Source organism: Pararhizobium sp. LjRoot235 (genome assembly GCF_964254145.1).
Taxonomy (GTDB): Bacteria; Pseudomonadota; Alphaproteobacteria; order Rhizobiales; family Rhizobiaceae; genus Pararhizobium.
This window is the reverse complement of sequence record NZ_CAXUSP020000001.1, coordinates 845657-859429: the sequence shown is the minus strand read 5'-3', so window position 1 is coordinate 859429 and position 13773 is coordinate 845657. Positions and strand designations below refer to the sequence as shown.

General features: G+C 61.4%; 16 protein-coding genes. 9 read left to right on the top strand and 7 right to left on the bottom strand.

What is annotated here, in order from left to right:
- Window positions 1-90 precede the first annotated feature (90 nt).
- On the top strand, window positions 91-1188 hold the full coding sequence (locus tag ACSQ2Z_RS04040; RefSeq protein WP_436080023.1) for a CobW family GTP-binding protein: 1098 nt from the start codon (window positions 91-93) through the stop codon (window positions 1186-1188).
- Entirely contained in the window at window positions 1188-2177 is a 990-nt protein-coding gene (locus ACSQ2Z_RS04035; protein ID WP_436080022.1) for a WD40 repeat domain-containing protein, read from the top strand. The genes ACSQ2Z_RS04040 and ACSQ2Z_RS04035 overlap by 1 nt, the downstream gene beginning before the upstream one ends.
- A 39-nt stretch (window positions 2178-2216) precedes the next feature.
- Here ACSQ2Z_RS04035 and ACSQ2Z_RS04030 read toward each other — a convergent pair whose 3' ends face one another.
- From ACSQ2Z_RS04030 to odc2, 3 genes are all read right to left on the bottom strand, one after another.
- Window positions 2217-2660, bottom strand: coding sequence for a glyoxalase superfamily protein (locus ACSQ2Z_RS04030; protein ID WP_436080021.1), 444 nt, complete (start codon window positions 2658-2660; stop codon window positions 2217-2219).
- Window positions 2661-3113: 453 nt separating this feature from the next.
- Entirely contained in the window at window positions 3114-3704 is a 591-nt protein-coding gene (locus tag ACSQ2Z_RS04025; RefSeq protein ID WP_436080020.1) for a GNAT family N-acetyltransferase, read from the bottom strand.
- A gap of 88 nt (window positions 3705-3792) precedes the next feature.
- Window positions 3793-4926: an ornithine/lysine decarboxylase gene (odc2, locus tag ACSQ2Z_RS04020; protein ID WP_436080019.1), complete on the bottom strand. Its 1134-nt coding sequence runs from the start codon at window positions 4924-4926 to the stop codon at window positions 3793-3795.
- A gap of 708 nt (window positions 4927-5634) precedes the next feature.
- Here odc2 and ACSQ2Z_RS04015 point away from each other — a divergent pair.
- The 3 genes from ACSQ2Z_RS04015 to ACSQ2Z_RS04005 all read left to right on the top strand — a co-directional run bounded on the left by ACSQ2Z_RS04015 (window position 5635) and on the right by ACSQ2Z_RS04005 (window position 8328).
- On the top strand, window positions 5635-6528 hold the full coding sequence (locus ACSQ2Z_RS04015) for a LysR family transcriptional regulator (RefSeq protein ID WP_436080018.1): 894 nt from the start codon (window positions 5635-5637) through the stop codon (window positions 6526-6528).
- A 106-nt stretch (window positions 6529-6634) separates the two neighbouring features.
- A complete protein-coding gene (locus ACSQ2Z_RS04010; RefSeq protein WP_436080017.1) occupies window positions 6635-7276 on the top strand; it encodes a DUF1007 family protein in 642 nt (213 codons plus the stop codon).
- On the top strand, window positions 7270-8328 hold the full coding sequence (locus tag ACSQ2Z_RS04005; RefSeq protein WP_436080016.1) for a nickel/cobalt transporter: 1059 nt from the start codon (window positions 7270-7272) through the stop codon (window positions 8326-8328). Before ACSQ2Z_RS04010 ends, ACSQ2Z_RS04005 begins: the two co-directional genes overlap by 7 nt.
- 63 nt (window positions 8329-8391) lie before the next feature.
- Here ACSQ2Z_RS04005 and ACSQ2Z_RS04000 read toward each other — a convergent pair whose 3' ends face one another.
- The 4 genes from ACSQ2Z_RS04000 to ACSQ2Z_RS03985 all read right to left on the bottom strand — a co-directional run bounded on the left by ACSQ2Z_RS04000 (window position 8392) and on the right by ACSQ2Z_RS03985 (window position 10960).
- Complete coding sequence (locus ACSQ2Z_RS04000; protein ID WP_436080015.1) at window positions 8392-8607, bottom strand: hypothetical protein; 216 nt, start codon at window positions 8605-8607, stop codon at window positions 8392-8394.
- A complete protein-coding gene (locus ACSQ2Z_RS03995; RefSeq protein ID WP_436080014.1) occupies window positions 8604-9296 on the bottom strand; it encodes a GNAT family N-acetyltransferase in 693 nt (230 codons plus the stop codon). The genes ACSQ2Z_RS04000 and ACSQ2Z_RS03995 overlap by 4 nt, the downstream gene beginning before the upstream one ends.
- 132 nt (window positions 9297-9428) lie before the next feature.
- A complete protein-coding gene (locus ACSQ2Z_RS03990) occupies window positions 9429-10193 on the bottom strand; it encodes a tellurite resistance TerB family protein (protein ID WP_436080013.1) in 765 nt (254 codons plus the stop codon).
- A 128-nt stretch (window positions 10194-10321) separates the two neighbouring features.
- Window positions 10322-10960: a 2-dehydro-3-deoxy-phosphogluconate aldolase gene (locus ACSQ2Z_RS03985; RefSeq protein ID WP_018327996.1), complete on the bottom strand. Its 639-nt coding sequence runs from the start codon at window positions 10958-10960 to the stop codon at window positions 10322-10324.
- A gap of 222 nt (window positions 10961-11182) precedes the next feature.
- Between ACSQ2Z_RS03985 and ACSQ2Z_RS03980 the strand changes: the two genes are divergently transcribed.
- The 4 genes from ACSQ2Z_RS03980 (at window position 11183) to ACSQ2Z_RS03965 (ending at window position 13752) form a co-directional block, all read left to right on the top strand.
- Window positions 11183-11680, top strand: coding sequence for a CYTH domain-containing protein (locus tag ACSQ2Z_RS03980; protein WP_436080012.1), 498 nt, complete (start codon window positions 11183-11185; stop codon window positions 11678-11680).
- Window positions 11655-12560: a CHAD domain-containing protein gene (locus ACSQ2Z_RS03975; protein ID WP_436080011.1), complete on the top strand. Its 906-nt coding sequence runs from the start codon at window positions 11655-11657 to the stop codon at window positions 12558-12560. Before ACSQ2Z_RS03980 ends, ACSQ2Z_RS03975 begins: the two co-directional genes overlap by 26 nt.
- A 63-nt stretch (window positions 12561-12623) precedes the next feature.
- Window positions 12624-13316, top strand: coding sequence for a helix-turn-helix transcriptional regulator (locus tag ACSQ2Z_RS03970; RefSeq protein ID WP_436080010.1), 693 nt, complete (start codon window positions 12624-12626; stop codon window positions 13314-13316).
- A gap of 67 nt (window positions 13317-13383) precedes the next feature.
- A complete protein-coding gene (locus tag ACSQ2Z_RS03965; RefSeq protein WP_436080009.1) occupies window positions 13384-13752 on the top strand; it encodes a VOC family protein in 369 nt (122 codons plus the stop codon).
- The last annotated feature ends 21 nt before the right edge of the window (window positions 13753-13773 follow it).

The following is a 13773-nucleotide window of genomic DNA, read 5'->3' as shown; positions in this document are numbered from 1 at the left end:
ATCCGGGCCTGGCATTTGCGCTGGCGCGTTCCATCTCCTATATCAACACCACCCCGATGCCGAACGCATCCGATTTCTCGAGGTTTTCCCATGACCGAAACCACAGCCAAGCCCATTCCCGTTACCGTGCTCACCGGCTATCTCGGCGCCGGCAAGACGACGCTGCTCAATCGCATTCTTTCCGAGAATCATGGCCGGAAATATGCCGTCATCGTCAACGAATTCGGCGAGATCGGCATCGACAACGACCTGATCGTCGAATCCGACGAAGAAATCTACGAGATGAACAATGGCTGTGTCTGTTGCACCGTGCGCGGCGACCTGATCCGCGTCGTCGAGGGGCTTATGCGCCGCCCCGGCCGTTTCGATGCGATCATCGTCGAAACCACCGGTCTTGCCGACCCGGTGCCCGTCGCCCAGACCTTCTTCATGGATGACGACGTGCGTGCCAAGACCGAACTCGACGCCGTCATCGCCCTGGTCGATGCCAAGCACCTGCCGCTGCGCTTGAAGGACAGTCGCGAAGCCGAAGACCAGATCGCCTTTGCCGATGTCGTTCTCCTGAACAAGACCGACCTGGTGACGCCGGAAGAACTGGCGAGGATCGAAGCGACCGTCCGCGTCATCAACCCGTCCGCCCGCATCCACCGGACCGTGCGCTCCGAGATCGACCTGACGAACGTTCTGAACCAGGGCGCCTTCAATCTGGAACGGGCGCTGGAAAACGACCCGCATTTCCTCGATCAGGATGATCACGACCATGATCATGAATGCGGCCCGGATTGCAACCACGATCACCACCACCATGATCACGACCATCACGATCATGACCACCATCACCACGACCACGCCCCCTCGCCGATCCATGACGTCACGGTACAGTCGGTTTCGCTGCGCGGCGGCGAGATGAACCCGGACCGCTTCTTCCCCTGGATCCAGAAGATCACCCAGACGGAAGGCCCCAACATCCTGCGGCTCAAGGGCATCATCGCCTTCAAGGGCGACGAGGAGCGTTATGTCGTCCAGGGTGTGCACATGATCATCGAAGGCGATCACCAGCGCCCTTGGAAAGACGGCGAGAAGCACGAAAGCCGGCTCGTCTTCATCGGCCGTGAGCTTGACCGGGAAAAGCTGGAGCGCACCTTCAAGGCTTGCGAGGCCGCTCCCGCCGAGGCCGCAGCACACTGATGCCGACAGTCGCTCCCCTTGATCTCGAAGGCCACGTCGCCGGCGTGGCTTTTCTCGGTGACGTGCCGTTCTTTGCCGAATCTTCCGGCCTGATCCACCGTCTTGATCATGGCCACAAGACTGTTGAAGCGCATGAGGGCCTTCTCTGCTGCGTGCGCGACGAAGCGACCGACACGCTGCTGACCGGCGGCGAGGACGGCAAGGTGCTGCGTGTTCAGCTGGACGGGACGATCGCCGAAATCGCCAATGTTCCCCGCAAATGGATCTCGCAGGTCGCCGCCGGCCCGCAAGGCGCCGTCGGCTATGCCTATGGCAAGACGGCGCATGTCCGGCTTACGGACGGGACCGTCAAGGATTTCACCGAGGAACGCACGGTGGAAGGCATCGCCTTCGCGCCGAAGGGCATGCGCATCGCCCTTGCCCGTTACAACGGTGTCTCGCTGCACTGGGTCGCAATGGCCGGACAGCCAGTGGACCTCGAATGGAAAGGCGCCCATACCGGCGTGACTTTTTCGCCCGACGGCCGCTTCGTCGTCACCAGCATGCAGGAAAATGCCCTGCACGGGTGGAAGCTCGACACCAAGCCCGGCGCCGAAACACGCCACATGCGCATGACCGGCTATCCGGCCAAGGTGAAATCCATATCCTGGTCGGTTAAGGGCAAATGGCTCGCCTCCTCCGGCGCACCGGCCGCCATCGTCTGGCCCTTCCAGGCCAAGGACGGGCCGATGGGCAAGGCGCCGCTCGAACTCGGCACCCGCGCCAATATCATGGTCACCCAGGTCTCCTGTCATCCGATCGAGGAGATCGCGGCGATCGGCTATGCCGACGGCATGATCCTTGTCGTTCGCTTCGCCGATGCCAAGGAAGTGCTTTTGCGCCGCCCCGGCAAAGGCGCGATCACCGCCATGGCCTGGAGCAGGAACGGCCGGCAACTCGCGTTTGGCTCGGAAGCCGGCGATTGCGGCGTGGTTGATATTGCGGGTTGAAGAGCGACTTGGATCGCGGGCCGGTAAGGCCCGCGACAACTACCACATCAATTCGACATGCGGCCGACCGTTGGACGTCTTTTCGAGCGTCCGGCCGGTTTCGTCGATGGTGCAGTGGACGCGCTTTCGAAAGGCCGAGAAGCTGTCGAAGGTGACGACATCAACGGCCTCGTCGAGATCGAGGGTCAGCCGATAGCGGCCGGGCTGGGCGGTGACCGCCTGAACGCCGAGGATTTTCGCCGCGAAGGGCTGGCCGAGATAATGGCCCATGACGCGGGATCCGAGCATCCAGGGATTGAGCGGCGGCCGGTTACCGGCGACTGCGTGAAGCGTGTTCCAGTCGCGAAAGCCGTATTGCTTGGCCAGAAGTTCGAGAGATTTCGAGTGGGTGATGTCCTGACCTTCGGCGGCGAGGCCGGCACGCAGCCGTTTCGCCTGATCCTTCAGGGCATCGAGGGATGGAAGCGGGACTGATCCGCGCATGGGGGGTCTCCAACAGGAGCGTGCCGTCTTTCGGAGGGAGTCCGCCTTGCCACCGTTCGCACGCCACAATGGTGGACGACCGAATTGGGAACGAGAGACTTCACCAAAAGCTTAAAAGCTTGCGGACGGCCGGGGCTCTCACCCGTTGCCATGCGTGTAGTTCATCCCGGCGGCGCTGTCAAATTTCAGGTGCGCCGAAACCCCGCTCCGGAGCCAGTCGGGACTCCGGAGCGGCGCTGCTTCAGGAAAAGGCAGGCAGCGATATCGGTTTGGTAGATGTGTCAGGCTTTGCTGCCTGCCGGTACCGGAATTTCGGGCATTTACCCTACTCCCGGCACCGCCTTCAGGACCGGACCGTGCCGGGTGGCAAGGCCGGTTCGCGAACCCGGTTTCCGCCCTGAAGACCGTCAAAGAATGACACGGTTTTTCAGGGCGGGGATCAACGGGGAAAATTCAGGCGGCCCGGCGCAGTTTCGGCATGGCGAGCTTGCGGCCGCTGGCGACCAGCATGCCGGCTGCACCATCCAGCCAACCCTCTTTCAGCTCCAGGCCCAGGAAGCGGTTGCGCTCGAACGGGCCGGGCATGACGAGATGCTGCGCCTTTACGGCGAAGAAGCCGAAGCGCTCGTAGTAGGGTGCATCGCCGACGAGCAGGATGGCGCCGTGGCCGCGGCTCTTCGCCGCGACGATCGCAGCCCGCATCAGGGCGCCGCCAACGCCCTTGCCCTCATGGGCAGCATCGACCGCGAGCGGGCCGAGCAACAGGGCATCGACCGACGAACCATCGCGGCTGACGCCGGCTTCGATGTTCCACAGGCGCACCGTGCCGATGATATGGCCGTGCGGATCGCGGGCAACCAGCGCCAGGCCTTCGGCCGGCACGCGGCCGCGGCGCAGCGCTTCCGACGACTTGCGGCGACGGTTCGGCCCCATGGCGCGATCGAGCAGGTTTTCGCGCGCGACGACGTCGCCGGGATTCTCGGCGTCGATGGTGAAGGCATTCTGCGCGAAGAACGCGCGGACAGAATCAAGAACAGCGGCCATCCTGGCCTCCCGTACCCAATACCGTGATAAGCGGCGATGAACGAAAATTGTGAACTTGCTCCGGCTTTAAAAAACCGGAGCAGGCTTGTCAGATGACGTAGGACTTCAGCGGCTCGAAACCGTTGAAGGCGACGGACGAATAGGTCGTCGTGTAGGCGCCCGTGCCCTCGATCAGAACTTCGTCGCCGATCGTCAGCGAAATCGGCAGCGGATACATGTTCTTCTCGTACATCACATCGGCCGAATCGCAGGTCGGGCCAGCGAGAACGCAGGGCTCCATTTCATCGGCGTCATGCGCGGTGCGGATCGGGTAGCGGATCGCCTCGTCCATGGTTTCGGCGAGACCGCCGAACTTGCCGATGTCGAGGAAAACCCAGCGGTGATTGTCGTTGTCCGACTTTTTCGAAATCAGCACCACTTCCGACTTGATAACGCCGGCATTGCCGACCATGCCGCGGCCCGGCTCGATGATGGTTTCGGGCAAGTTGTTGCCGAAGTGCTTGCGCAGCGCACCGAAGATCGCCTTGCCATAGGCTTCGGCGGACGGGACGTCACGCAGGTACTTGGTCGGGAAACCACCGCCCATGTTGACCATCTTGAGCTCGATGCCCTGCTTTGCCAGCTGCACGAAGACGCGCTTGGCATCGGCAAGGGCCGAATCCCAGGCATCGACCTTGGTCATCTGCGAACCGACATGGAACGAGACGCCATAGGAGGTCAGGCCGAGCTGATGGGCGTAGACGAGAACGTCGACGGCCATCTGCGGGACGCAGCCGAACTTGCGCGACAGCGGCCATTCGGCACCTTCCCCATCGGTCAGGACGCGGCAGAACACCCGCGCGCCCGGAGCCGCACGGGAAGTCTTTTCGACTTCCTCGTGGCTATCGACGGCAAAGAGCGAAACGCCGAGTGCATGCGCCTTGGCGATGTCGCGCTCCTTCTTGATGGTATTGCCGAAGGAGATGCGCGATGCGGTCGCACCGGCGTCGAGCGCCATTTCGATTTCAGCGACGGACGCGCAATCGAAGTTGGAGCCCATGCTGGCGAGCAGACGCAGGATTTCCGGCGACGGGTTTGCCTTGACCGCATAGTAGATGGAGCTGTCCGGCAGGGCATGACGGAAAGCCTTGAAATTGTCGCGCACGACATCGAGGTCAACCACAAGGCACGGGCCTTCGGGACGTCGGGTGTTCAAGAAGTCGATGATGCGTGCAGTCGTCATGGTATTCCCCAATCTGTTAGGCTCCGGAAAACCGGAGGACAAAGGGCATACGCGAACACGTCCTGGCACCAGCCGGTGGAGACCCCGGGACCAGACATGCGCGTAATGCGCGGATGGTGAACAATGCCCCGCCAAGAGCTTGTTCGGCTTTGTCTGCCATTGATTGGAGGGAGAACCCTACCGCACTTCCGGCAATGAAGGTGTGCCTCTTCAGTAACCCCCGCTGATGGAAAGCAGGGAGAGAACAAAAAGGCCCGCACCGTCGTTGCTTCAGATGTCCTCGCATTTTCCGGTTGGCCGGAATAACGACTGGAGGGGTTAATTCCAGGTACCTTACCGATTTCCTCACCAATTCGAGGGTTCGGCGGACACCCATGGGCACGTGCGACTTTGGGCTGAGTGGGAAATAAGAAAAAACCCTGTCGTAATCAAGAGTTTTTTCGATTTGGCTGTTGAATTTTTTCCGGAGACGGAAACAATCATTTCGTTCACATTTAATGAACAATGAGAGACCTTGATGGGAATTGGTCAAGCCATTGATTCCAATCGATTTTCTTTCAGAAAATTAAGGCTCTTTTCGCCAGTTGCGACAAGAGGTATCGAGAGCGCAACAGACGTGCGTTTGGATGGTGCAATGCGGTCGGCCAACCGGCGGCGCGAATCGAGCGCGTAAGTCGCGACCACAGATGCAGAAGGAATGATTGACCGATGGATACTCTGACTCGCATTCGCGCCTTTATCGATGTGGTCGATGCCGAGGGCTTCTCCGCTGCTGCCCGCCGTGTCGGACGCTCGAAGGCGCTGCTCTCCAAATATGTGCGCGAGCTCGAGGACGAACTCGGCGCGCTGCTGCTCAACCGCACCACCCGGCAATTTTCGCTGACGGAGGCCGGGCACACCTATTACCGGACGGCGTCGGAAATCCTCAAGGAGATCGACAACCTCGCCGATCTCGTCCGCGCCAGCAACTCGGACCTCAAGGGCCGCTTGCGCATTTCCGCACCGCGCACGTTTGTAGATGCGGAGATCGGCCAGTCGCTGATCGATTTCGGCAAGGCGCATCCGGAACTGTCGCTGGAAATCGTCTCCGACGACCGCTTCGTCGATTTGGTCGAGGAAGGTTTTGACGTCGCGATCCGCATCACGAAACTCGAGGATTCGACGCTGATCGCCCGCAAGCTGGACGATTTCCAGGTCCAGATCTGCGCATCGCCGGAGTTTCTCGAAAAGACCGGACCAATCAACCATCCTTCCGAACTATCCCGGCACGCCTGCATCATCGACACCAATGGCCGCTCCTACAGCAACTGGCGTTTTGTCGAGCCGGATGGAACCCATTTCAGCGTCCCTGTCGGCGGACCGATCGAGGTCAACAGCCCGCTTGCCGCCGTGCGTGCGGCGGAATCGGGCATCGGGATATCCGGTGTTCCGGAATTCATCGCCCGGCCGAAGATTGCTGCCGGCACGCTGGTTCCGATCCTGGAGACCTATCTCCCCAAGGATCGCGGCATCTATGCGATCTATCCGCATCGGCGCTACCTGCCGACGAAAGTGCGGACTTTCGTCGATTATCTATACAACTGGTTCCGCAAGAACACGTGAAATTGACGACTTTGCCGCAGGTGCAAAGTCCCAATTTCGTCCCATTTGACATACATTGCAGTGGCGCTGGCAACGCGCCGGCTCGAGCCAAGGGAATCGCGACACTATGAAACCTTCGTCCCCGACCCTGGCGGCTGCGGCATGCCTCGTCCCCTTCGCCGCCGCCGCGCATCCGCATATCTTCGCCGAGGCGCGCCTGGAGATTGTCGCGGACGGGTCGAACCAGATCACCGAACTGCGCAATGTCTGGCGGTTCGACGAGCTGTTTTCGTCCAGTGTCGTGATGGATTTCGACAAGAATTCGAATGCCCAGCTCGATCCGGACGAGTTGGCCGAGGTCGGCCAGACCGTCCTCGATTCGCTCGCAGAGTACAATTATTACACGACGATCACCGACAACGGCAAAACCATCAAGGTCAACAAGCCCGATGCGATCACCGCCGACTACAAGGACGGCCAGCTGCTTCTGATGTTTGCCGTCAAACCGTCCGAGGCGATGCCGCTCAAGGGCAGCTTGGCGTTCGGCGTCTACGATCCGACCATGTATACGGCGATGGATTTCCCCACCGACGAGGATCTTGTCCCGGTCGGCGATCAGCTGAACGCCTGCGAGCACAAGGTCGTCCGGCCCGATCCGGACGAGGTGCTGGCCCAGAATCAGGCGACCCTGACCGACGCCTTCTTCAACGACCCGACAGGGACCGACATGTCGAAGATGTTTGCGACGAGGATCGAGTTCAAATGCTGATGTCACGGAATAGCGGCCGCCTGGTGGGGCTTGCGCTGATGCTGACCATCGCAGGCGTCGCCGTGGCGCACGCCCAGTCGCCGCTCGGCATCGGCACCGCCGAGCCGGCCTTCAAGACGACGGGCCTGTTCGGCGGTTTCTTCGCCTTCGTGAACATGGAGCAGCAGCGTTTCTATCACACGCTGACGGCGGCGATCAAAGGCATGCGGGAAAACCCCTGGCAGCTCTGGTCGCTGATCGGGCTGTCCTTCACCTATGGCGTCTTCCACGCGGCCGGTCCCGGCCATGGCAAGGCGGTGATTTCCTCCTACATGATCGCCAATGAGACCGAGCTGAAGCGCGGCGTGCTGCTCTCGTTTCTCTCCTCGATGATGCAGGGCGGGGTTGCAATCCTGCTCGTCGGCGCTGCCTACCTCGTGTTGCGCGGTTCCTCGATCTCGATGACGCAGGCGACGCATTTTCTTGAAATCGTCAGCTACGCTCTGATCGCAGCGTTCGGCGGCTGGCTGCTGTTTCGCAAGCTGCGCGGGCTGCGGCAGCGTCGCCCAGCACCGGCTTTGGCGCAAGACACCCATCACGGCCACAGCGCCGCTCATGAGCACAGTCATGGACACCACCACGATCACGCGCATCATTCGCACGACCATCACGGCCACAGCCATGGGCCGGGCGAGGTCTGCGACACCTGCGGCCATGCGCATGCGCCCGATCCGTCGATGCTGAAGGGCGATCGCTTCGCGCTGCGGGAGGCCTGGTCGGCCATCATCGCGGTCGGCCTGCGGCCCTGCTCCGGTGCGCTGATCGTGCTCAGCTTCGCGCTTTTGAACGGGCTTTATCTCGGCGGCGTGCTCTCGGTCTTCGCCATGTCGATCGGTACCGCCATTACCGTCTCGGCGCTGGCGACATTGGCCGTAACCGCCAAGGATCTGGCCGTGCGCTATGCCTCAAGCGGAAACGCGGCGATGCGGATCAGCAACGGCATCGAAATCTCGGGCGCGCTGCTGGTGCTGGTGCTGGGCGTCGTGCTGCTCGGGGCGTCGCTACAGGGCTAGGCATCGCTTTGTTTTGACGCAATTCCGGACGGAAAACCGTTTCACACTTTTCCTGGAATTGCTCTAAAGCCCGCGTCGCCGCTGGTGGCGCGCGCGCAGCCAGAAGATCAGGAAAAAGCTAAGTACGAACAGGGCGCCGACGACGGCTGCGAGCCATGGCGAGATATCACCGAGCGCGAGCATGATCTTTGGCAGGATGAAGAAACCGAACCCGACGACAATGAGGATGATGGCAGCAGCAATGGCCGGCGAGCGGTCTTTCTTTTCCGGCGCGGTCATGCCGTCTCCTTCTGCGCCAGTTCGGCGCGGATATCTTCGAGTCTGCGTTTCTGTGTTCCATCGCCTGAAAAATTGTCCGGCGACAGCCAGGCCTCGAAGGCTGACTTGAGCAACGGCCATTCGCCGTCGATCATCGAAAACCAGGCCGTATCCCGGTTTGCCCGCTTGGAAATCATATGCTGGCGGAAAACCCCCTCGAAGGTGAAGCCGAGGCGGCCCGCCGTCTTCTTAGAGGCCTCATTGCGGTTGTCGCATTTCCACTCGTAGCGGCGATAACCGAGATCCTCGAAGGCATGCTTGGCCATCAGGTAGTGTACCTCGGTCGAGAGCGGCGAGCGGGCCATCGCAAAGGAATGCGCGACGCCGCCGACTTCGATCACCCCGTTTGCCGGATCGGGGCGCATGTAATTGGCCATGCCGACGACATCGCCGCTTGCCTTGTCATAGAACACTTCGGTGATCCAGCCGGATTTCTGTACCGCAGTCAGCCATGCATCGAAATCCTCGATGCCGCGGAAATCATCCTGCGAGAAATACTGGAGGCGCCCATTGATATCGAGCCCGCCAAAGGCCTGCCACAGGGCCGGCAGATGCCTTGCCCGGTCGTAAGGCTCGATGCGGACATAGCGGCCTTCGAGCGTTACCGGCTTCGGAGCCGGGCAACTGGTCCAGTTCGTCAAATCGCGCATCTGCTGCTCTCCAGAGAGACCAAACCACCAGCTTGGAATCGGCTCGGATCCCCGCAACCGAATTCCCGAAACTTTGACACTGGCATAGGACAGCGCACGCATCTGCACAAATGCAAAGTGGTGATGGATGGATCACCATGGCGATTTGATCGGCGGTTCGCCGGTCTGGGGAACCGACATTCTTGGCTCGGCAGCGGGCGTCTTGGCGGCCGATACCGTTGCCTCGATATGATCAACCAGCGCATCGGCAAGACCGAGGCGTCCTGCGAGAAGATCGAGGTAACCGCGTTCGGCGCGGCTGTCCGGCTCGATGGCGAGGCGCGAGGCGGTGTAGAGTTCGACGCGTTCCTCTTCCGTCCTTGCGGCTGCGACGATGGCGTCGAGATCGACCGGATTGCTCAGCTCGTCATCGAGGAACTGTTTGGCTTCGGAATCGAGCCCCGAGAGCTTCACCTTGTCCATGATGCGGGCGCGCTCGGCATCGTCGATATGACCATCGGCGCGGGCAGCGGCGATCATCGCGCGAACCAGGACCAGGACGAAATCGTTGCGGACGACGGCGGGTTCCGTGCTGAAGCCGGAATCGGCCGGCGGCGGCAGGAGCTCGGGCTGCGGCTGCGCTTCGGGCTGCGCGGCCGACTCCTTGCCGGCCTGATAATTCTTGTAGGCCTGATAGCCGAGGCCGGCGATCGCGGCGAGACCGCCGAGTTTCAGCGCAGCACCCGTGACTTCGCGGCCGGTTCCCGTACCAAGCAGCACGGCGGCGATGGCGCCGGCGGCAAGCGGATTGTCCTTGGCCATCTGCGTCACTTGTCCCGCGCGATCGCGCACCGTGCCGCCCGCACCCGGGATTTGCGAGCCCAGGAACTGATCCAGCAATTTCTTCGCGTCAAACATTCGGTCACACTCCCTTGGCCGATTGAACCCGGATTGAGACATAGGAATGCGACGAAAAGAATGCAAACGCGAAGACGAAAAGGCCGCCCCCAAGGGAACGGCCTCTCCGGTGCATCCATGCGTGCAAATCAGCCCTTCAGGGCAAAGGCTTCGGCGGCAAGCCTGGTGATGCCGGCCCAGTCGCCCTTGGCGACGAGGTCCTTCGGCGCGACCCAGGAGCCGCCGACACAGACGACGTTCGGCAGCGACAGGTAATCCTTGGCATTCGATAACGAAATGCCGCCGGTCGGGCAGAACAGCGTGCCGGCAAGCGGCGAGGACAGCGCCTTCAGGTAAGCCGCACCGCCGGCCTGTTCGGCCGGGAAGAATTTCATGACCTCGTAGCCTTCTTCGCGCAAGCCCATGACTTCGCTGGCGGTGGCGGCGCCGGGCAAGAGCGGGATGTCGGAATCATTGGCGGCGTCGATCAGCTCCTGCGTCGTGCCGGGGCTGACGATGAACTGAGAGCCGGCCTCGACCGCCGCCTGATACTGGGCTGCATTGAGGATGGTGCCGGCGCCGGCGACAGCGCCTTCGACTTCATTGGCGACGGCGCGGATCGCTTCGAGCGCGGCCGTCGTGCGCAAGGTGATCTCGATCGCCTTTAGACCACCTGCGACCAAAGCCCGCGCCAGCGGCACCGCCGTCGCGACGTCGTCGATGATCAGCACCGGCACCACCGGCTGCAATTTCAGGACGGAAAGAAGTGTATCGGTTTTCTTGCTCATGCCGGCCGCCTTTGCTTTAAAACGATTGAAATCGCTGTTCGAATACTCTTCCTGTCCGCTTTTGTCGAGACCAAACGGGCGTTTTCGAGCTTATTCGAGCATGGTGACACAGGCTTGACGACAGGCGCGGCGACGCCTGGTCGATGCCACCCCCAACCCGAAGTGCTGCTTGTTCCCCTGCCACAAATCTGTAGTCTACACGAAATCAACCGAGGCGATGCGATGGCCAAGGAAATAGAGCGCAAGTTTCTGGTTGCCTCCGATGGATGGCGAGACGAGGCGGATGGCGGCACCAGCCTGCTGCAGGCCTATATCGTCACGATGGACGATCGCTCCGCCCGTGTGCGGCTGATGGACGATGCGCGGGCCAAGCTGACGATCAAGATCGGCAACGGCTCCATGACGCGAGACGAATTCGAATATGATATCCCGGTCGATGATGCGAAAGAACTGATGTCGAAGGCGATCGGCCTCGTCATCGAGAAGACGCGCTATGAGGTGAAGCATGGCGGCTTTGTCTGGGAAGTGGATGTCTACGGCGGCGCACATGCAGGCCTCGTCATCGCTGAAGTCGAGCTGAGCGCCGAAGCCGATACGCCGGAGCTTCCTGCCTGGCTTGGCACCGAAGTGACCGGCGACCCGCGCTATTCGAACCAGTTTCTGGCCACCAACCCGTTGGCTTCGAAGAACGACCATGAGCTATCATATTCACCCTTCTGAGACCTTCACGAAGGAATTCAGGGCGGTTGGCAGCGAGCAGCTGGAACTCGCGATTGCCGCCTTGACGGAGCGCCCAAAGGGACTGCTGGAAGCGATCCATGATGCCCGCAAATGCTTCAAGCGGTTGCGCTCCCTCTACCGCCTCGCCGCCACTGCGGCGCCCGCTTTCAGGCAGGCGGAAAACACGCGCATACGGGAGATGGCAAAAACGCTTTCGACGTTTCGCGACACGACGGCGCTCGTCGAGGTCATCCAGTATCTGCATCACCATGCCGAAAACAACGATGAACACGCGGTGTTGAAGCGTACCGACAAGATCCTGACGGCCCGGCGGGATATGCTCTCCGCCGACGAGAGACCGGTGGAGGAAAGCGTCGCGAAAGCGATCGCCACCTGCGGCCAGGCTCTCGAGGCAATCTCCCACGTGACCTTTTCGGATGACGGCGACAAGGCCGCCAAACACCTGGCCGAAGGGTGGTGCAGGATGCTGAAGCGCGCCGCGGCGGCATGCGAAGCCTGCGGCGAAACGACGGACGCCCATGTCTTCCACGAATTGCGCAAGCGCAGCCAGGACTACCGCTACTCCCTTGATCTCTTGCAACCGCTCTGGCCTTCGGCAATGCATGCAAAGAGGGTCGAGGCGACTGAGCTGGTCGATCTGCTCGGCCATCACAACGACTTGGCCCTCCTCTCCTCCCTCGTCAACGAGCAGCAGGATCTTTTCGGCAGAAGCGAGGACCTCGCCCATCTCCTTTCAGTGGTGATCAGCCGGCAGGAGACGTTGCGGACAGCAATCATGCGGCTCGCAGTGTCCGTTTTCCGGGACGATCCACGAGATGAAAGCCGGAAAATCAGGCTGTTGTGGCAGGCTGCCGCCTGAAGTGACAAGCACGCTTGTTCATTTCGGGATTGATGCTGCCAATTCGTGTCAGTACGGTGGCGCATGTCCCGCTCGACCCGCCTGCTCGACCTCATCCAGCTTCTGCGCACCTACCGCCGCCCGGCGAGTGGCGCAGCGCTCGCGCAGCGCCTCGGCATCAGCATCCGCACGCTCTACCGCGACATCGCCACGCTGCAGGCGCAAGGCGCCGACATCCAGGGCGCACCCGGCTTCGGCTATGTGCTGAAGCCCGGTTTCCTGATGCCGCCGATGATGCTCAGCGAAGAGGAGATCGAGGCGCTTGTGCTGGGCGCGCGCTGGGTGGCGGCGCGAACCGATGACGAACTGAAAGACGCCGCCCGCAATGCGCTGGCGAAGATCGCCGCCGTGCTGCCGGCCGACCTTAGGCGCGAGCTGGAGACGAATTCCCTGCTTGTTTCCTCGGCCAGAAAACCCATCGTGGGCAGCACGGATTTGGCGGCGGTCCGCGAAGCCATTCGGCAGGGCTTCAAGCTCGATATCGGCTATGCGGACATAAACGGCCAATCCACGAACCGGCGCATCTGGCCGTTTGCGCTGGGTTATTTCGAGGAAACCCGGGTTCTCGCTGCCTGGTGCGAACTGCGTGAGGATTTCCGCCATTTTCGGGCCGAACGCATTGCATCGATGATCGTAACCGATATCCGCGTTCCGCAGACGCGACAGCATTTGCTGGCGGAATGGCGCCGGGTTCATAACGTGAAAAGCGACATGTGATCCTACTGCCAGAAACTGACAGCAGGCCCGAATAGAAAGGTCTCCGCAAACCACCAAGGAGACCATCATGAAAGCCGATTATATCCTGCTCGCCGTCGACAGCCCGGCCGAGAGCGCCAATTTCTATCAGGTCGTTCTCGGCGCGACGCCCATAGAGCTTTCGCCGACCTTCGCACTCTTCAAGATGAACGAAAGCACCAAGCTCGGCCTCTGGTCCAGAAAGACCATCGAACCCAAGGTCGTCGTCGATGCCGGCGGCAGCGAACTGGCAATCTCCGTCGACGACCGCGAGCAGGTCGATGCGCTGCATGCCGAGTGGAGCAAAAAAGGCATCACCATCCTGCAGGAACCGGTGGCGATGGACTTCGGCTATACCTTCACCGGCGCCGACCCGGACGGCCACCGCCTGCGCGTCTTCACGCCCGAAGGCATCTGACACGAAATGCTGCCGCCCGGC